Source organism: Nonomuraea sp. NPDC048892 (genome assembly GCF_040649735.1).
GTDB classification, from domain to species: Bacteria; Actinomycetota; Actinomycetes; order Streptosporangiales; family Streptosporangiaceae; genus Nonomuraea; species Nonomuraea maheshkhaliensis.
Genome location: NZ_JBEZFZ010000028.1, coordinates 22,765 through 39,801 on the forward strand (window position 1 = coordinate 22,765; position 17,037 = coordinate 39,801).

At 71.7% G+C, this 17,037-nt stretch carries 18 protein-coding genes; 4 read left to right on the plus strand and 14 right to left on the minus strand.

Going from position 1 to position 17,037, the window contains the following annotated elements; all coding sequences use genetic code 11:
* Positions 1-237 precede the first annotated feature (237 nt).
* Both AB0C28_RS46800 and AB0C28_RS46805 read right to left on the minus strand, forming a co-directional pair.
* Positions 238-1,251: a LacI family DNA-binding transcriptional regulator gene (locus tag AB0C28_RS46800; RefSeq protein ID WP_357854274.1), complete on the minus strand. Its 1,014-nt coding sequence runs from the start codon at positions 1,249-1,251 to the stop codon at positions 238-240.
* 164 nt (positions 1,252-1,415) lie between these two features.
* A complete protein-coding gene (locus AB0C28_RS46805; RefSeq protein ID WP_358082587.1) occupies positions 1,416-1,997 on the minus strand; it encodes a TetR/AcrR family transcriptional regulator in 582 nt (193 codons plus the stop codon).
* A 90-nt stretch (positions 1,998-2,087) separates the two neighbouring features.
* Here AB0C28_RS46805 and AB0C28_RS46810 point away from each other — a divergent pair, with 90 nt between their 5' ends.
* Positions 2,088-2,906, plus strand: a complete 819-nt coding sequence (locus tag AB0C28_RS46810) for an NAD(P)H-binding protein (protein WP_358082590.1) — start codon at positions 2,088-2,090, stop codon at positions 2,904-2,906.
* 23 nt (positions 2,907-2,929) lie between these two features.
* Here the strand turns inward: AB0C28_RS46810 and AB0C28_RS46815 are convergent, their stop codons facing one another.
* Complete coding sequence (locus tag AB0C28_RS46815) at positions 2,930-3,586, minus strand: acVLRF1 family peptidyl-tRNA hydrolase (protein ID WP_358082593.1); 657 nt, start codon at positions 3,584-3,586, stop codon at positions 2,930-2,932.
* A gap of 132 nt (positions 3,587-3,718) precedes the next feature.
* On the opposite strand from AB0C28_RS46815, the gene AB0C28_RS46820 reads away from it, so the two are divergent.
* The 3 genes from AB0C28_RS46820 (at position 3,719) to AB0C28_RS46830 (ending at position 6,936) form a co-directional block, all read left to right on the plus strand.
* The gene (locus AB0C28_RS46820) at positions 3,719-4,744 is read left to right on the plus strand and encodes an EAL domain-containing protein (RefSeq protein WP_358082596.1); all 1,026 of its coding nucleotides are present in this window, start codon (positions 3,719-3,721) and stop codon (positions 4,742-4,744) included.
* Positions 4,745-4,810: 66 nt separating this feature from the next.
* On the plus strand, positions 4,811-6,097 hold the full coding sequence (locus AB0C28_RS46825; protein WP_358082599.1) for an aminotransferase class V-fold PLP-dependent enzyme: 1,287 nt from the start codon (positions 4,811-4,813) through the stop codon (positions 6,095-6,097).
* The gene (locus tag AB0C28_RS46830) at positions 6,094-6,936 is read left to right on the plus strand and encodes an endonuclease/exonuclease/phosphatase family protein (protein WP_358082603.1); all 843 of its coding nucleotides are present in this window, start codon (positions 6,094-6,096) and stop codon (positions 6,934-6,936) included. Before AB0C28_RS46825 ends, AB0C28_RS46830 begins: the two co-directional genes overlap by 4 nt.
* Before the next feature lie 59 nt (positions 6,937-6,995).
* Here the strand turns inward: AB0C28_RS46830 and AB0C28_RS46835 are convergent, their stop codons facing one another.
* The 11 genes from AB0C28_RS46835 to sufC form a co-directional block, all read right to left on the minus strand.
* Positions 6,996-7,601, minus strand: coding sequence for a response regulator transcription factor (locus AB0C28_RS46835; protein ID WP_357854294.1), 606 nt, complete (start codon positions 7,599-7,601; stop codon positions 6,996-6,998).
* 78 nt (positions 7,602-7,679) lie between these two features.
* The gene (locus AB0C28_RS46840; protein WP_357854297.1) at positions 7,680-8,825 is read right to left on the minus strand and encodes a sensor histidine kinase; all 1,146 of its coding nucleotides are present in this window, start codon (positions 8,823-8,825) and stop codon (positions 7,680-7,682) included.
* Positions 8,822-9,556 (minus strand): ABC transporter permease, encoded by a 735-nt coding sequence (locus AB0C28_RS46845; protein ID WP_358082606.1) that lies wholly within the window; start codon positions 9,554-9,556, stop codon positions 8,822-8,824. The genes AB0C28_RS46840 and AB0C28_RS46845 overlap by 4 nt, the downstream gene beginning before the upstream one ends.
* Positions 9,553-10,452, minus strand: a complete 900-nt coding sequence (locus tag AB0C28_RS46850; protein WP_358082609.1) for an ABC transporter ATP-binding protein — start codon at positions 10,450-10,452, stop codon at positions 9,553-9,555. Before AB0C28_RS46850 ends, AB0C28_RS46845 begins: the two co-directional genes overlap by 4 nt.
* A 136-nt stretch (positions 10,453-10,588) precedes the next feature.
* A complete protein-coding gene (gene hisG, locus AB0C28_RS46855) occupies positions 10,589-11,434 on the minus strand; it encodes an ATP phosphoribosyltransferase (protein WP_357854305.1) in 846 nt (281 codons plus the stop codon).
* 59 nt (positions 11,435-11,493) lie between these two features.
* Entirely contained in the window at positions 11,494-11,757 is a 264-nt protein-coding gene (locus AB0C28_RS46860) for a phosphoribosyl-ATP diphosphatase (RefSeq protein WP_357854308.1), read from the minus strand.
* Positions 11,758-12,051: 294 nt separating this feature from the next.
* Positions 12,052-13,929: a DEAD/DEAH box helicase gene (locus tag AB0C28_RS46865; protein ID WP_357854311.1), complete on the minus strand. Its 1,878-nt coding sequence runs from the start codon at positions 13,927-13,929 to the stop codon at positions 12,052-12,054.
* 307 nt (positions 13,930-14,236) lie between these two features.
* Positions 14,237-14,596: a metal-sulfur cluster assembly factor gene (locus AB0C28_RS46870; protein WP_106251458.1), complete on the minus strand. Its 360-nt coding sequence runs from the start codon at positions 14,594-14,596 to the stop codon at positions 14,237-14,239.
* The gene (gene sufU / locus AB0C28_RS46875) at positions 14,593-15,033 is read right to left on the minus strand and encodes a Fe-S cluster assembly sulfur transfer protein SufU (protein ID WP_358082611.1); all 441 of its coding nucleotides are present in this window, start codon (positions 15,031-15,033) and stop codon (positions 14,593-14,595) included. Before sufU ends, AB0C28_RS46870 begins: the two co-directional genes overlap by 4 nt.
* Positions 15,034-15,035: 2 nt before the next feature.
* The gene (locus tag AB0C28_RS46880) at positions 15,036-16,292 is read right to left on the minus strand and encodes a cysteine desulfurase (protein WP_357854317.1); all 1,257 of its coding nucleotides are present in this window, start codon (positions 16,290-16,292) and stop codon (positions 15,036-15,038) included.
* Positions 16,289-17,035 carry a Fe-S cluster assembly ATPase SufC gene (sufC, locus tag AB0C28_RS46885; RefSeq protein ID WP_106251463.1) on the minus strand — a complete coding sequence of 249 codons (747 nt, stop codon included), beginning with the start codon at positions 17,033-17,035 and terminating at the stop codon, positions 16,289-16,291. The genes AB0C28_RS46880 and sufC overlap by 4 nt, the downstream gene beginning before the upstream one ends.
* Positions 17,036-17,037: the final 2 nt, after the last annotated feature.

A 17,037-nucleotide genomic window follows, 5' to 3' on the forward strand; every position in this document is an offset into this window, starting at 1 on the left:
AAGGGTGGACGTGCCGAGAACGGGCAACACACCCAGCTTCACGCCTCCCGGCACCCCCTCAGCAGGCCCACCCTCCTGCACGCCCCTGGCGCGCCGCGACGGCGAGAAAGCCTACGAAGGGGCCCGGCGCAACGCGCACGGCGGTCGGCACGCCCGTTCGCCTGGGTGAACGTGCAACCCAGCGCGACCCGGCTGGATGCAGGTCAGTCCACGCCCCAGCCCGTACGGCGACCGGGCTCAGCGGCGAAAGGCGCTGGATTCTCGGATCACCAGGTCGGGCTGGAAGATGACCTGCCGGTGCCGGTGCTGTTCAGGCTCGGCCACCTCCTCCAGCAGCAGGTCGATGGCCGTACGCCCGAGCAGTTCCCTGGGCTGGCGCACCGACGACAGCGGCACGGCGGCCGCGGCGGCGAAGTCGATGTCGTCGTACCCGATGATGGCCAGATCCTCGGGCACGCGCAGCCCGTGGGAGGCCATCGCCTGTAAGAAGCCGAGCGCCATCATGTCGTTGGCGCAGAAGGCGGCGGTCGGCCGTTCGTCGGCGGGCAGGGCGGCGACGCGTTCGCCGATCGCGCGGCCCTCGGCCACGGTGAGGGCCGGCGCCGTGGAGGTGAGCAGTTCGACGGCGCCGTCGGCGGCGGCGACGGCGCTGATCACGCCCGCGTGCCGGTCGGCCACCTGTTTGATGGACGGCGGCCCGCCCACGAACATGATGCGCCGGTGCCCGCGTTCAATGAGGTGCGCGCCGGCGATCTGCCCGCCGAGCCGGTCGTCCACGGCCACCGAGCACTGGAGCCCGGTCGCGGGGCTGTCGACCAGCACCACAGGGGTGCCGCGGGCGATCAGCTCCTCCAGCCAGGGGGTCTCCATCTCGACCGGGGTGATCAGTATGCCCATCACCCGCTGCTGTTCGAGCTGGTCGAGGTGGCGTCGTTCGCGGCCGGGGTCGCCGGCGCTGTTGCAGAGCACCACCATGGTGTCGTGGTCGTCGGCCACCGCTTCGGCGCCCTGGGCCACGTCCACGAAGAACGGGTTGGACACGTCGAGCACGACGAGCCCGACGGTCCTGCTGCGGCCCACCCGCAGGTGGCGTGCCACCTCGTTGCGGACGAACCCGAGTTTCTTGATCGCTTCGAAGACGCGTTCCCGCGTGGCCGGGGACACGATCTCCGGGCGGTTGAGCACATTGCTCACCGTGCCCACTGAGACGCGCGCCAGCTGCGCGACCTCCTTGATGTTCCTGGTCGCCATCGATCCTCACGAGGCCGTGCTGCTGAAAGTGCGGGATCCGCCGCCCGGGACGCCGGGAGGAGCGCCGGAAGGGGGCGAGACACGCTGGATGCGGCGTACCGCAGAAGGCGGTCCGCCAAGACTCCGGCTCATCATAGCGGCATTCAAGATTTTTTTGAATCGTCTCAACGACTCGGAGCGGGGGTGGCCGCTCCCGCCTTCATCCCGTCGAGCATCAGCCGCAGGTAGCGGCCCGGGTCGGCGGCCACCGGCGCGGGCAGGTCCTCGGGGTGGCAGGTGAAGACGTTCAGCAGGTGGATGAGGTCCTGTACGCCGACGTCCCCGCGCATCGTCCCCTCGGCCTGCGCCCGGCGTACGAGCTGATCGAACCGCTCCTCCCACCGCGCCCGCGCCCGGATGAACTCGGTACGGTGCGCGATCACCTCGTCCGGCAGGTCGGCCAGCGCGGTGGACAGCGCGGCGCGGCCTGGCTCGGCGACCCAGGAGACGAAGTCCCAGATCGCGCTCCAGGCGTCGGCCGAGCCGCGGTCGGCGGCGTCGAGGGCGTCCGCCATCGTGTGGATGTAGTGGTCGCCGACCGCCGCGATCAGGGCGTCGCGGTCGGGGAAGCGGCGGTAGAGCGTGCCGACGCCGACACCGGCGCGCTTGGCGATGGCCTCCATGGGCGCGCCGACGCCGCGTTCGGCCACGACTTCGGCCGCCGCCTCGACGATCTTGCCCAGGTTCCGCCTGGCGTCCGCGCGCACGTACGACCTCCAAGTGGACGATCAAATTCCGCTTAGTGTAGCGTCCAGCTAACCGGAATCTGAGATTCCACTTATGCGGGAGGTTTCCTGATGATCGTGGTCACCGGCGCGACCGGCTCCATCGGCCGCGCGCTCGTCACGCGGCTGAGCGGCCACGAGGTGCTGGCGGCCGTCCGCCGTCCGGTCGATGACCTCGGCAGCCCGTACGCGCTCGCCGACCTCGCCGAGCCCGCGACGATCGGCGCGCTGCTCTCGCCCGGCGACCGGCTCTTCCTCAACAGCTCACTCTGGCCCGGCGTCGTGGACGCCCACCGCGCCGTCATCGACCTGGCCGCCAAGGCGGGCGTCGCGCAGATCGTCACGGTGTCGGTACGCGACGCCGCCCCCGGTGGCAGGCTCGGCCTGGGCATGCACGGCCTGATCGACGCTAACCTCAGGGAGTCCGGCGTGCCGTGGGCCGCCCTCCGGCCGAGCGGCTTCATGCAGAACCTGCCGGGCGACTTCGAGGGCGGCACCATGTACGGCTCGTACGGTCCCGGCCGGATCAGCTACATCGACGCCCGCGACATCGCCGACGTGGCCGCCACCCTGATGACCTCCCCCGTCGGCCCTGGCCGCGCATACGTGCTGACCGGCCCCGAGGCCCTGTCGCACGAGGAGATCGCCGCCGAGATCGGCCGGGTTCTGGGCCGTTCTGCACGGTACGTGGACCTGCCCGTCCCTGAGCTGGCCGCCCGTCTGGAGCGTAATGGCCTTCCGCAACAGCTCGCACTGGACCTGGCCGAGCTCCAGGCGCAGACGGGTGACGGGAGCTGGGCGCCGGTCACGACGGAGGTCCGGGACGTGACCGGGCGACCCCCTCGCACCCTGGCCGATTTCCTCGCCGACCACGCCGCCGCCTTCTCCTGACCTCGCGCACGAGGCCGACTGGGTCACGCGGGGTCGACGACGTGGATGCGTACCGCGCGGAACAGGGCGGGCGTGTCGCGCAGGACCGCCAGCCGCGGATCGGGCACCACCAGGAACGGCTCCCGCTCCAGCGCCAGCAGCGGCGCCAGCCGCCGATCCGGCCTCAGCGCGTCCACCGCCCTGCGGTCGCCGCCGAGCATCACCCCGTCCAGCAGCCCCAGGTGCGGGGTCAGCACCCGTACCGCCGTCTCCACCGCGTCGTCGTACGCCTGAGCGGCCTGGTTGCGCCGCCTCCTGGCGAAGCGCTGCTGCGACCATCCGCCCGCCGCCGTGCGCCCCTGCACCAGCCGCGAGCCCACTTTGGAGGCCACCAGCGCGCCGCCCTGGAAGACCCCCGCCGCGTAGCCGCCGAGCCGTACCAGGAACACCCCGACCCGCCGCTCGGCGCGGGCGTGCGCGACGAGGCGGGTGACGTGCGGCGGGCCGGGCGGCGTCATGGGCGGGAACGGCACGTGCAGCTCGGCCACCGCGCCGTCGGCGGCCACCAGCCGCACCGCCCGCTCGTCACCGGTGGCGGAGAAGGGCCCGTGACGCCCGGCGAACCCGTCGATCCACGGATGCAACCGCTCCGGCGGCACCGTGACCCACCGGCCGCCACCCCTCGCCGGACGCGCGCTCATCCCCGAAGATTAGCCAACGCCTTCGGAAGACGCCCGGGGCGCCGGTGCGGAGCGGGGAACCCTAACCGAAATGTCGGTAAATTCTGTCTCGTGGGGCTTCTGGGGCGCCGGTGACGGGAGCACCATCTGTACGTGTCCTCCCTGCTCACCAGTCCCATGGTGGACCTCGATACCGGTGCCGTCATCGCGCACCCCGCCACCGTGGACGCCACCGGCTCACTCAGGGCGGCGCCCCTCCCGATGATCATCGAGCTGCCGGTACGGACGGTGCTGCCGGGCGCGGGCACGCTGGCGCCCCTGCACGAGGCGCTGCGGAGGGCGGGCCGGCATCCGCGCGAGGCCATCCTCCTGCTCACCGGAACGTGCCAGGACCAGGACAGGCCGCTGCTCAAGGTGGGGCTCGACGGGCTGCGCACGATCGGCTACCTGCTCGGCTTCGCCGGCGTGGGCTCGGGCGGCCCGGCGCTCGACCTGGTCGCGGAGGCGGCGCCGTACGTGCTGGCCCTCGATCCCGACGTGGTGGCGCGCGTCCCGGCGGATCACCGGGCGACGGCGGTGGTGCGGGCGGTGACGTCGCTGGCGCGCGACGTCGGCGCGCACGTGATGGCGGGCGGCGTGCACCGCGAGGCGCAGGTGGCGGTGCTCCGCGGCCTCGGCGTACGGCTCGCGCACGGCCCCCTGCTCGCGCCCGGCCCCGACGGCAAGGTACGGGTGCCGCTGCCGGTCGCGGACGAGTCGCCCGCGGCGATCATGCTCGGCCCCCGGGTGCAGGAGATGCTGCTGCCGGCCGTGACCCTGCCGGCGGAGGCGAAGGCGGAGGAGGCGGTGGCGGCCTTCGGGCACGAGCCGACGATCACCAGCGTGATCCTGGTGGACGAGTTCCAGCGGCCCAAGGGCAGCCTGGACCGCAGCCGGTTCCTGCTGTCGTTCGCGGCCCGGTACGGTCACGCCCTGCACGGCTCGAAGCCCGCTCAGCGCCTGGCCGACCCACCGCGTACGGTGCCGCGCACCACCCCGGCGATCGCGGCCATGCAGGCGGCCGGCCGGGACGCGGCCCGCGTCTACGACGACCTGGTGGTCACCGACGAGCTGAACCGCTGCCTCGGCATCGTCCGCGTCTCGGACCTGATCAGACAGGTGAGCGCGATCCGCACCTGACAGGTCCGGGCGACCGAGCGCGATCCGCGGCTGACAAGCGCGGGGCGGCCGGGATAGGAAGTAATCATGCTGAACAGACGGACCCTGCTCGGCGCCGGGGTGTTGTCCGGGGTCGCGGCGTGCACGGCGGACTCCCCCAAGCCGAAACCGGCCGCCACGGCCTTCGACCCGGCCGACTGGGCTTCCGTCAGAGCCCAGTTCGCCCTCGACCCGGCCGCCGCGCACTTCGCCGCGTTCGTGCTCGCCCCCGCCCCGGCCCCGGTCAGGCGGGCGATCGCGACGCACCGCGACGCCCTGGACGCCGACCCCGAGTACACCCCGCCCGGCGGCGAATTCCCCGACACGACCGTGCGCGAGGCCGCCGCCCGCTACCTGGGCGCCGAGCCGGGCGGGATCGCGCTGACCGACAGCACCACGATGGGCCTCGGCCTGCTCTACACCGGTCTCGGCCTGCGCCAGGGCCAGGACGTGCTGACCACCGAGCACGACTTCCTGGCCACCCACGAGGGCCTGCGGCTGATGGCCGCGCGCACGGGCGCGAAGATCCGCAAGGTCAAGCTGTACGACGACCCCGCCCGCGCCTCGGCCGACCGCATGGTGTCGGCGATCAAGGAAGGGCTGGGCCCCCGCACCCGCGTGGTGGCGATCACCTGGGTGCATTCGAGCACGGGCGTACGCGTGCCGGTACGGGCCGTCGCCGACATGCTGGCCGAGGCGAACCGGGGCCGCGACGAGCACGACAGGGTGCTGCTGTGCGTGGACGGGGTGCACGGCTTCGGCGCCATGGCCGACGGCGTGGCGGACCTGGGCTGCGACTTCCTGGCCAGCGGCACGCACAAGTGGCTGTTCGGGCCGCGCGGCACGGGCATCGTGTGGGGCCGCGACTGGGAGCCGGTGGCCCCCATCGTGCCCAGTTTCAGCGCGGCGGCGTTCAACGCCTGGCAGATGGGCGGCGAGCCGACGGGCAGCACGGCGGATCTGGTCACGCCCGGCGGCTACAAGGCGTTCGAACACCGGTGGGCAATGCCGCAGGCGTTCGCGTTCATGACCTCGATCGGCAAGGACCGCGTCCAGCAGCGCACGCAGGAGCTGGCCACCAGGTTGAAGGCGGGGCTGGCCGGCATCTCCCACGTCACCCTGGCCACGCCGCAGGCGCCGGAGCTGTCGGCGGGGCTGGTCTGCTGCGCGATCACCGGCATGCCGCCGCTCCAGGCGGTGGAACGGCTGCGCGCGAAGAAGGTGCTCACCAGCGTGACCCCGTACAGCCACTCGCTGCTGCGCTTCGGCACGAGCATCGTGACGACGCCCGAGCAGGTCGATCTGGCGATCAAGGCGGTCGAGGAGCTGGTGTGAACGAGGCCGAGCCGTACGGGCCGCTGATCGGCACCCGCGTACGCGTGCTGACCTGGAACGTGTGGGGCGAGTCCGGCCCGTACGCGCGGCGGGCGAAGGTGATCGAGAAGGTGGTGCGCGAGCACGACCCCGACGTGGTCGCGCTGCAGGAGTGGGCGGGCCAGTCACTGGGCTACGAGCACGTCGCGTCGTACGGCGGGGGCGGCAGGAACGGCGGAAGCAGCGGAAGCGGGCAGGGCAGCGGGAGCGGCGGGAACGGCGAGGGCGCTGGGTCCGCTGACGGGGCCGCGTGCGCGGTGCTGTCCCGCTGGCCGGTCGCGCGGCGAGAGGAGCGCCCCCTGCCGGGCGGTGCGAACCCCGGCAGTGCCCTGTTCTGCGAGCTGGCCGGGCCGCGCGGCCCGTTACAGGTGTTCAGCGTCATCATCGGCGCGTTCCGGCTGGACGAGTCGGGGGCGCGGCAGGAGCAGGTACGGGCGCTGACCGCGTTCGTCGGCGAGGTGGCCTCGCGGCGGCGTCCCGCGCTGGTGTGCGGTGACTTCAACGCCGGGCCGGACAGCGACGAGATCAGGATGCTGACCGGACGCACCGTGCCGGCGACGCCCGGCGTGGTGTTCTACGACGCGTGGGAGGTGGCCGGCGACGGCGGCCCAGGACACACGTGGTGCGACGCCAACCCGTTTGCGCGGCCCGGCCTGTATCCACCGCGCCGCTTCGACTACGTCCTCAGCGCCTGGCCGCGAGCCGGCGGCGCGGGGCATCCGGTGCGCTGCGAGGTCGTGGGCGCCGGCCCGGACCCAGGCTCCGACCACTACGCCATCCTCGCCGAACTCCGCTACTGACCACAGCCACCACCAACCGCGCCGGCACCGTGCGAGCAGCGAGGGGGCAATCGTGCGGGTCAGAGCCAGCCCTGGGTTCTGGCGCGTTGAACGGCTTCGATGCGGTTGCGGGCACGGGTCTTCTGGATCGCCGACGACAGGTAGTTGCGGACCGTGCCTTCCGACAGGTGCAGCCGCCCCGCGATGTCGACGATCGTCGAGCCGTCGGCCGCCGCGGCCAGCACGTCGCGTTCGCGGCCCGACAGCGGGTTGGGTCCGGCGCTGAGCGCGGCCGCGGCCAGCCCGGGATCGATCACCCGCTCCCCCGCGTGCACCCGCCGGATGGCCGCCGCCAGCTCCCTGGCCGGGCTGTCCTTGACCAGGAACGCCACCGCCCCGGCCTCCATGGCGGTGCGCAGGTAGCCGGGCCGCCCGAAGGTGGTCAGGATCATCACCCGGCACTCCGGCACCCGTTCGGTGATCTTCGCGCAGGCGGTGAGCCCGTCGGTGCCGGGCATCTCGATGTCGAGCAGCGCGACGTCGGGCCGCACCTCGACCGCGACGGCCAGCGCCTCGTCACCGTCCGCGGCCTCGCCGACGACCTCGATGTCGGGCTCCAGGCCCAGGAGCGAGGCCAGCGCGCCGCGAATCATGCCCTGGTCCTCGGCCAGCAGCACCCGGATCATGCGCCCGCCTTCGCGTCGGCCGGGCTCTGTGCTCGGATCATGTACTCGCCCTCGTCCCAGCCTGGCTCTGTACCCGGATCACGCGCCCGCCCCGGCCGGGATCCGCACGCGCAGCGCATGACCGCCGGCCGGTTCGGGGCCGGCTGTGACCGTGCCGCCCGCGCTCGTCACCCGTTCGGACAACCCGCTCAGGCCGCTGCCCGGCGTGTAGGGGCCGCTGCCGTCCTTGCCGTCGTCCACGATCTCCAGCGTCGCGTGCGCCCCACCGTACGTGAGCTTGATCTCGCACCGGGTGGCCCGCGCGTGCCGGACGACGTTGGTGGTGCCCTCGCGGACGATCCAGCCGAGCAGCCCGTCGAGCGGTTCGGGGGACGCGCCCATCCCCCGGCCCGTGGTGCGGACCTCCGCGCGTACGCCGGCCGCCGCCAGCACCGTCCTGGCGTTGTCGAGCTCTTCTGCCAGGCTGCGCTGCCGGTAGCCGGTGACGGCCTCGCGTACCTCCACCAGCGCCTTCCTGGCCACCGACTCGATGTCCCCGATCTCCTGACGCACCCGCGGCGAACGTTCGGCCAGCCGCCCGGCCAGCTCGCTCTTGAGCACGATCAGCGACAGGCTGTGGCCGAGCAGGTCGTGCAGGTCGCGGGCGATGCGCAGCCGCTCCTCGGCGGCGGCCAGCCGGGCCACCTCGTCCTGGGCCCGGTGCAGCTCGACGGTCAGCGTCCTGGTGTTGCGGACGCTGATGAACAGCACGCCGAGGGTCACCACCTGCATGCCGAGGACGATGAGGGTCTCGGCGGTGCCGCCGTTGAGCAGGCCCCCGACCAGGATGGTCACCAGGCTCAGCGCCATGCCCCCGAGCGCCCACAGGGCCGGCAGCGAGAACCCGTACAGCACGACGGCGTAGACCGGCAGGCTCAGCCAGGAGCCGGCGAAGACGAGCGCGCCGGTCATCCCGAGCACGGTGGTGAGCGCGAGCAGCGGGTAGGTCCAGCGGCTGCGTTCCAGGAAGCTCTTGGAGCTGAGCACCGTGGCCAGGAACGAGGCGACGAACGCGGCGAGCAGCAGGCCCGCCCAGACGGCCCGGGCTCCGGTGAGCCCGCCGGTGACGATCTCCGCGATGGGGAAGACCAGGTAGACCATCCCGGCGGACGTGCCCAGCAGCCGCCTCCCGCGCGAGGCGCCCCCGTCGGCCCGCCCGAAGGTGATCCTGTCGGCGAAGCTCATCCTCGTACGGTAGCGCGCCGGTAGAGGTAGGCCGCCGCCCCGCCCAGGACGACCGCCCACCCGGCCACGACCAGCACGTCCACCGCGTTCACCCCGTGCCCGCCGGCCAGGCTCCACCCGAGGCTCGCGTAGTGGAAGGAGGGCGTGAGCTCCGCGACGGTCTTCATCGTGGCGCCGAAGATCTCCGGCGGGAACCACAGGCCCCCGGCGATGGCCAGGGCGAACATGCACACCATCGAGGCCGGCTGGGCCACGTCGGCGGACAGCACCGAGCCGAGCGCGAGCCCCAGCGCGATGAACGGAACCGTGCCCAGCCACATGGCGAGCAGCAGCGCCGCCCACCGGCCGGGCGGCAGCGACACGCCCTGCTGCACCACCGCCGCCACGCTCACCAGCAGCAGCGAGGGCAGGACGAGCGCCAGCGCGGTGCCGAGCTTGGTCACGATGACGGCCCAGGACGGCAGCGGGGTGATCTGGAGCTGGCGCAGCCAGCCGGACTGCCGCTCGGTGGCCAGCGGCACGGCCGAGCTCATCATGGACGAGGCCAGCGCGCCGTAGGCGGCCATCGACACCATGAGGATCACGTTGTAGCCGAGCCCGGAGCCGTCGGTCTGATCGCCGTAGATGTTGGCGTTGATCAGGTACAGCGCGACGGGGAAGGCGATCACGAAGATGAGGTAGCGCCGGTTGCGCAGCAGGCGCACGATGTCGGCCCTGGCGAAGTGGATCATCGGGACTCCCGGGTGAGCTGGAGGAAGGCGGCTTCGAGGTCGGCGCCGGTGAGGGTGAGGCCGCGTACGTCGAGCGCGGTGCCCCGGTAGAGCCCGTCGAGGGTGGCGTCGGTGTCGGAGGTGTGCAGCGTGGCCGTGCCGGCGACGATCTCCACGGCGGTGACGCCGGGCAGCCGGTCCAGCCCGGCGGCGGGCTGCTCGCCGAGGGCGAAGCTGACGGCGTGGCCGCCCGCGTCGGCTTTGATCTGGGCGGCGGTGCCGTCGGCGGCCAGCCGCCCCTTGGCGATGACGATCACCCGGTCGGAGTGCTCGTCGGCCTCCTCCATCTGGTGGGTGGCGAACAGCACGGTCCTGCCGCCGGCCGCGTAGTCGTGCATGCTCGCCCAGAACCGCAGCCTGGACTCCACGTCCATGGCCGCGGTGGGCTCGTCGAGCAGCAGGATCCTGGGCGCGCCCGCGACGGCCAGGGCGAACCTGACCCGCTGGGCCTGCCCGCCGGACAGCTTGCCGGCCCGCCGCCCGGCCAGCTCGGTCAGGTCGGCGAGGCCGAGCAGCTCGTCGAGGGCGAGCGGGTGCGGGTAGAGCCGGCGGACGAGGTCGATGAGCTCCCTGACGGTCAGCTCGGGGATGAGCGCGCCGTTCTGGAGCATGGCCCCCATCTGACCGGCCCTGACCGCCTCGGCCGGGGTACGGCCGTGTACGCGGACCGCGCCCGACGAGGGCAGCAGCAGGCCGAGCAGCAGGTTGATGGAGGTCGACTTGCCGGCGCCGTTGGGCCCCAGCAGGGCCACCGTCGTGCCGGGCTCGATGGTGAGCGAGAGGTCGTCGACGGCGAGCACGGCCCCGTAGTACTTGCTGACGTGGTCGAACTCGACCGCGTTGGAGGAGGATCGCATACCTCGAACGCTAGGGCGGGGCGGGCGCCCGGCATCAGTGTGATCCCTCCGCCGTTGACGGTGACATTTGTCAGATCACCCGCCCCCGGCGGCCCGGTCGTCGGGTCCGGATCACGCCCGCCCCGCCGCAGCGGCGTCAGAGGCGGCAGGCGTAGATGTCGGTGACCAGGATGGCGCGCGCGCCGATGTCCCAGAGCTTGTCCATCACCTGCTGGTGGCCCTTGCGCCGGACCATGGCGCGCACGGCGACCCAGCCCTCGCGGTGCAGCGGGGAGACGGTGGGCCCCTCCATGCCGGGAGTGAGCGCGATGGCCTCCTCGATGCGCTCGGCCCGGATGTCGTAGTCCATCATCACGTAGTCGCGGGCGTGCACGACGCCCTGGAAACGGCGGACGAGCTGCTCGACGCCCTGGGTGTCGGGCACGGCCTGCCGCTTGATCAGCACCGCCTCCGAGCGCATGATCGGCTCGCCGAAGACCTCCAGGCCGACGTTGCGCAGCGTGGTGCCGGTCTCGACCACGTCGGCCACGGCGTCAGCCACGCCGAGCCGGATCGCGGTCTCGACGGCTCCGTCAAGCTTGATGACGCGGGCGTCGACGCCCTGGTCGGAGAGGTATTTCTCGAGCAGTCCCGCGTAGGAGGTGGCGATGCGCCGGCCGTTGAGGTCGGCCGCCGAGGCCATCGCGCCGGCCGTGGTGGCCAGCCGGAACGTGGAGTCGCCGAAACCGAGCGGCATGATCTCCTCGACCGGGGCGCCGGAGTCGATCAGCATGTCGCGGCCGGTGATGCCCACGTCGAGGGTGCCCTCGCCGACGTAGACGGCGATGTCGCGCGGGCGCAGGAAGAACAGCTCGCAGCCGTTGGCCTCGTCGACCACGACGAGCTCCTTGCTGTCACGACGCGAGCGGTAGCCCGCCTCTTTCAGCATGCTCTGGGCGGCCTCGCTGAGCGAGCCCTTGTTGGGTACTGCCAGACGCAGCATGTCAGGTCCTTACGTGTGTCTCGCTTCCGTCATCTCCGGGTGCCGGGCGCCTGGGCGCCCTAGAGATGCTTGTAGACCTGGTCGAGGCCGATGCCCTTGGCGATCATGAGCACCTGAACGTGGTAGAGGAGTTGCGAGATCTCCTCGGCGGCCCTGTCGTCTGACTCGTGCTCGGCCGCCATCCAGCTCTCGGCGGCCTCCTCGACGACCTTCTTGCCGATGGCATGGACGCCGGCGTCGAGCGCGGCCACGGTGCCCGAGCCCACGGGCCGGGTCCGGGCCTTCTCTGACAGCTCGGCGAACAGCTCTTCGAAGGTCTTCATGATCTCTCTCGTCGGTCGGCTGCGTGCCTGATAAGCCTAGTCTGCGTCATGGGGTGGCGCCGCCCCGCGTCCGCCACGCGAGACGACGCAAGACAGCGCGACCCGACGTGAGCCGACGGTGAGCCGACGTGAGCCGACGTGCAACGACGTGAAACGACGCGGCCGGACGTTCGCGGGCCGACGGGGGCCGACGCGTACGCACACCCGCCCGGAAACGGCGCTGCCCGCCGCGCCTCGGAAGGCACGGCGGGCAGCGTCGTGATATGTCGCCGTATGTCGCGGCGTCAGACGTGGTCAGCGCTCGAAGCGGCGCCCCGAGTTGCGGCGGAAACCACCGTTACCGCCGCGGTCGTCCGGACGCCCGCCGCCACCGCCGGAGCGGTAGCCGTCACGCGGCGCACGCTCGTCGGAGCGCACCCCGCGCTCGCGGTCGGCCGAGAACGGCCGGCCACGGTCAGCGGCGAAACGGCCGCCCCGGTCGTCGGAACGGTAGCCGCCGGCGCGCTGCCCGCGGTCGTCCTGCCGGAGCGGGCGGTCGTCGGAGCGGTAGCCGCCCCGAGCGGGCCGGCTGTCACGGCGGCGGTCGTCGCCGACCGGGCGCTGCTCCTGCGTACGCCCGAACGGCCGATCACCCGTGTCGTGCCGGCGCGGACGCCGGTCGTCGCCGGAGGTGAAGGGACGCTCACCGTCGTCGTGCCGGCGCGGACGCCGGTCGTCACCCGAGGTGAAAGGACGGTCGCCGTCCTCGTGCCGCCGCGGGCGGCGGTCGTCGCCGGGGCCGAACGAGCGCTCGCCGTCGTCGTGCCGGCGCGGGCGGCGCTCACCGTCGAAATCCCGGCGGCCCCGCCCCCGGCCCCTGCGCTCGGACGAGCCGCCCTCGCGGCGCGGGCGCAGCGGCTTGCGGACGTCGGGCTCCCACACGGGAACGGCCTCGCCGCTCGGCGTGCGGGCCCCGGTCACCTCGGCGAGCCGGGGGTGACCAGGCGTGGCCTTGAGCCGGAACGGGTGGATCCCGGCGCGGCGGGTGAGGGCGTCGGTCGAGCGGCGCTCGTTGGGCAGCACCAGCGTGACGACCGTGCCCTTCTCGCCGGCGCGGGCCGTGCGGCCACCCCGGTGCAGGTAGCTCTTGTGGTCCTGCGGCGGGTCCACGTGCAGCACCAGGCTGATGTTGTCCACGTGGATGCCGCGCGCCGCGACGTCGGTGCAGACGAGCACGTTGACGGAGCCCTCACGGAACTCGGCGAGGATGCGGGTGCGCTGGTTCTGGCGCTTGCCGCCGTGCAGGCCGCCCGCCTTGACGCCGACCCTGGCCAGCTGCTTGCACAGCCGGTCCACGCCGTGCTGGGTGCGGACGAAGATGATCGTACGGCCCTCGCGGTTGGCGATCTCGGCCGTGACGTCGAACTTGTCGTCGCGCGACACCTGCATCACGTGGTGCTCCATGGTGTCGACCGGCGAGGTCGCCGGAGCCACGGAGTGGGTGATCGGGTCCTTGAGGAAGCGATGCACCAGCTTGTCGACGTCGCCGTCGAGCGTGGCCGAGAACAGCAGCCGCTGGCCGTCGGCCGGGGTCTGCGCGAGCAGTTCGGTGACGACGGGGAAGAAGCCGAGGTCGCACATGTGGTCGGCCTCGTCGAGGACACTGACCTCGACGTCGCCCAGCGAGCACTCACCCTGGCGGATGAGGTCACCCAGGCGGCCGGGGGTGGCGATCACGATGTCGACGCCGCGGCGCAGCGCCTCGATCTGCTTGCCCATGGACATGCCGCCGACGATGACCTTCATGCGCAGGCCGAGGCCGCGCCCGAGGGGTTCGAGGGCGTCGTGCACCTGGAGGGCGAGCTCGCGGGTGGGCACGAGGATCATCGCGTGCGGCCGCCCGGGGGCGGGTCGCACACCGGCGATGCGCGCCATGGTGGGCAGGCCGAAGGCGAGGGTCTTGCCCGAGCCGGTCTGGCCGCGCCCGAGGACGTCGTGGCCGGCGAGCACGTCGGGGATCGTCGCGCTCTGGATGGGGAACGGGCTGTCGAAGCCCAGCTTGGCCAGTCCGTTGACGAGCGGCTTGGGCAGGCCAAGCAGCTCGAACTCGGACGGGCCCGGCTGCCCAGCGTTGGTCTCGGCGTTCGTCTCAGGGGAGGTTTCGCCGAGCGTGGGCATGACAGCGTCAAGCATGGTCACGAAATTCGTGCCTTTCCGTCGAAGTGGCGCGTCACTTCTGCGAAAGGACGAGCCGGGACGTGCGGCCTGTGGCCGCACACGTTCAAGGGCGCCCGCCATGAGGGCGGGATGAAAATGAGGGGGGACACCGGAGCACCGGCCGCAGGCGATGCGTGACGCGCGATGAGACGTCAGGTGTACCTGTTTTCCAACGCCGGGGATATTATCGGATATTCCCCGGCCGGGGGCACGGACTTTCCGGAACCCGCTATGGCACGCTGAAACGGCTGACGATTTACGCCAGCCGTGACAGCGGAAAAGATCAGACGTTGAAGCCTAGCATACGCAGTTGCTCGCGCCCCTCGTCGGTGATCTTGTCAGGGCCCCACGGCGGCAGCCAGACCCAGTTGATCTTCACGTCGGAGACCATGCCGTCGAGCGCCGAATGGGCCTGGTCCTCGATGACGTCGGTCAGCGGGCAGGCCGCGCTGGTCAGCGTCATGTCGATGGTGGCCACGGGCTGCCCGCCGTCGGACGGGTCGAGGTTGAGCCCGTAGATCAGGCCCAGGTCGACGACGTTGATGCCGAGCTCGGGGTCGACGACGTCCTTGAGCGCCTCCATGACCTCTTCGGCGGTCGCGTCACCGTCGTAGCCGGTCGGAGTCTCCACAGGCTTACTCATTCGGCAGCACTCCTCACAACGGCGTCTTTGTACGCCATCCATGAAAGCAACGCACATTTAACGCGCGCCGGGAACTTGGCCACGCCCGCGAACGCGACGGCGTCACCGAGGACTTCCTCGTCGGCCTCGACTTTTCCCCTGCCCTGCATGAGCCGGGTGAACTCGTCGACCACGGAGAGCGTCTCGTCGACCGTGGATCCGGCGGTCAGCTCGTGCAGCACGGAGGCGGCGGCCTGGCTGATCGAGCAGCCCTGACCTTCGTAGGAGACGTCCAGAATCTTGCCCGCGTCGCCCACCTTGACCCTGAGCGTGATCTCGTCGCCGCACGTCGGGTTCACGTGGTGAACCTCGGCGTCGTACGGCTCACGAAGCCCGCGCCCCTGCGGGTGCTTGTAGTGCTCCAGGATCAGCTCCTGGTACATCGACTCGCCGATCATGGCTATGCGAACACCTTCTGAACGTGATGGAGGCCGCGCACCAGGGCGTCGATCTCGCCCGTGGTGTTGTACAGGTAGAACGACGCCCGCGTGGTCGCGGGTATTCCGAAACGCAGGTGCAGCGGGCGCGCGCAGTGGTGCCCGACGCGTACGGCGACCCCGAACTGGTCGTCCAGGATCTGCCCGACGTCGTGCGGGTGGATGCCCTCCAGCGTGAACGACACCGTGCCCCCACGCCCTTCGAGCGTCTCGGGGCCGATGACGCGCAGGGTGGGCACCTCGCGCAGGGCGTCGAGCGCGTAGGCCGTCAGCGTGCGCTCGTGCGCTTCGACGGCCTCCATGCCGACCTCGGTGAGGTAGTCGACCGCCGCGCCGAGCCCGATGGCCTCGACGATCGGCGGCGTGCCCGCCTCGAACTTGTGCGGGATCGGCGCGTACGTCGAGCGGTCCATCCAGACCGCCTCGATCATCTCGCCTCCGCCCAGGAACGGCGGCATGGCCTCCAGCAGCTCGGTGCGCCCCCACAGCACGCCGATGCCGGAGGGGCCGACCATCTTGTGGCCGGTGAAGGCCACGAAGTCGGCGCCCAGCGCGGTCACGTCGACCGGGTGGTGCGGCACGGACTGGGAGGCGTCGAGCGCGACCAGCGCGCCTACCTCGCGGGCCCGCGCGGCCACCTCGGTCACCGGGTTGACGGTGCCCAGCACGTTGGACTGGTGGGCGATCGAGACGATCTTCGTCCGCTCGGTGATGAGCTCGGGCGTGTAGTCGAGCCGCCCGTCGTCGGTGACGCCGAACCACTTCAGCGTCGCGCCGGTGCGCTGCGCGAGCAGCTGCCACGGCACGATGTTGGAGTGGTGCTCCATCTCGGAGATGACGATCTCGTCACCGGGGCCGAGGGTGAAGCGCGGGTCGGTGTTGACGGGGTTGCCGAAGGAGTAGGCGAGCAGGTTGAGCGCCTCTGAGGCGTTCTTGGTGAAGATCACCTCGTCGCGCGACGGCGCCCCGACGAAGCCCGCGACCTTGTCGCGGGCGTTCTCGAAGGCGTCGGTCGACTCGGCGCCGAGCACGTGCATGGCGCGCCCGACGTTGCTGTAGTGCAGCGCCAGGTGCTCCCGCATGGTCTCGATGACCTGGTTGGGCTTCTGTGAGGAGTTGCCCGAGTCGAGATAGACGAGCGGACGCCCGTCGGGCAGCTCGCGGGAGAAGATCGGGAAGTCTTCCCTGATCTTCTCCACATCGAAGCTGTGTGAAGTCATGCAGACGCCTTCGTGTACTGCTCGTAGCCTTCGGCCTCGAGCTTGTCGGCAAGTTCGGGCCCGCCCTGCTCGACGATCCGGCCGGCCGCGAAGACGTGGACGAAGTCGGGCTTCACGTAGCGCAGGATGCGGGTGTAGTGGGTGATCAGCAGCACGCCGGTGTCACCGGAGGCGCGGAAGCGGTTGATGCCCTCGGAGACCACGCGCAGCGCGTCGACGTCGAGGCCGGAGTCGGTCTCGTCGAGCACCGCGATCTTCGGCTTGAGCAGCTCCATCTGGAGGATCTCGTGGCGCTTCTTCTCGCCGCCGGAGAAGCCCTCGTTGAGGTTGCGCTGGGCGAAGGCGGGGTCGATGGACAGGGCGTCCATGCCGCCCTTGAGGTCCTTGGCGAACTCGCGCAGCTTGGGCGCCTCGCCGCGGACGGCGGTGACGGCCGAGCGCAGGAAGTTCGACACGGACACGCCGGGGACCTCGACGGGGTACTGCATGGCCAGGAACAGGCCGGCGCGGGCCCGCTCGTCGACGGACAGCTCCAGCAGGTCGACGCCGTCGAGCAGCACCTGGCCGCCGGTGACGGTGTACTTCGGATGGCCGGCGATGGCGTAGGCGAGCGTCGACTTGCCCGAGCCGTTGGGGCCCATGATGGCGTGGGTCTGCCCGGCCTGAACGGTCAGGTTGACGCCGCGCAGGATTTCCTTGTCCTCGACGGCGACCTGCAGGTCACGAATCTCTAGGGTGGACATGT

Excerpts from the sequence above, each read along its gene's own strand:
- AB0C28_RS46810 (WP_358082590.1), top strand. The coding sequence starts at position 2,088 with ATGATCGTGGTCACCGGCGCGACCGGCTCCATCGGCCGCGCGCTCGTC.
- AB0C28_RS46815 (WP_358082593.1), bottom strand. The coding sequence starts at position 3,586 with ATGAGCGCGCGTCCGGCGAGGGGTGGCGGCCGGTGGGTCACGGTGCCG.
- AB0C28_RS46845 (WP_358082606.1), bottom strand. The coding sequence starts at position 9,556 with ATGATCCACTTCGCCAGGGCCGACATCGTGCGCCTGCTGCGCAACCGG.
- AB0C28_RS46835 (WP_357854294.1), bottom strand. The coding sequence starts at position 7,601 with ATGATCCGGGTGCTGCTGGCCGAGGACCAGGGCATGATTCGCGGCGCG.
- sufU (WP_358082611.1), bottom strand. The coding sequence starts at position 15,033 with ATGATCGGCGAGTCGATGTACCAGGAGCTGATCCTGGAGCACTACAAG.
- AB0C28_RS46865 (WP_357854311.1), bottom strand. The coding sequence starts at position 13,929 with ATGCTTGACGCTGTCATGCCCACGCTCGGCGAAACCTCCCCTGAGACG.
- AB0C28_RS46850 (WP_358082609.1), bottom strand. The coding sequence starts at position 10,452 with ATGCGATCCTCCTCCAACGCGGTCGAGTTCGACCACGTCAGCAAGTAC.
- AB0C28_RS46880 (WP_357854317.1), bottom strand. The coding sequence starts at position 16,292 with ATGACTTCACACAGCTTCGATGTGGAGAAGATCAGGGAAGACTTCCCG.
- sufC (WP_106251463.1), bottom strand. The coding sequence starts at position 17,035 with ATGTCCACCCTAGAGATTCGTGACCTGCAGGTCGCCGTCGAGGACAAG.
- AB0C28_RS46825 (WP_358082599.1), top strand. The coding sequence starts at position 4,811 with ATGCTGAACAGACGGACCCTGCTCGGCGCCGGGGTGTTGTCCGGGGTC.
- AB0C28_RS46870 (WP_106251458.1), bottom strand. The coding sequence starts at position 14,596 with ATGAGTAAGCCTGTGGAGACTCCGACCGGCTACGACGGTGACGCGACC.
- hisG (WP_357854305.1), bottom strand. The coding sequence starts at position 11,434 with ATGCTGCGTCTGGCAGTACCCAACAAGGGCTCGCTCAGCGAGGCCGCC.
- AB0C28_RS46840 (WP_357854297.1), bottom strand. The coding sequence starts at position 8,825 with ATGAGCTTCGCCGACAGGATCACCTTCGGGCGGGCCGACGGGGGCGCC.
- AB0C28_RS46800 (WP_357854274.1), bottom strand. The coding sequence starts at position 1,251 with ATGGCGACCAGGAACATCAAGGAGGTCGCGCAGCTGGCGCGCGTCTCA.
- AB0C28_RS46860 (WP_357854308.1), bottom strand. The coding sequence starts at position 11,757 with ATGAAGACCTTCGAAGAGCTGTTCGCCGAGCTGTCAGAGAAGGCCCGG.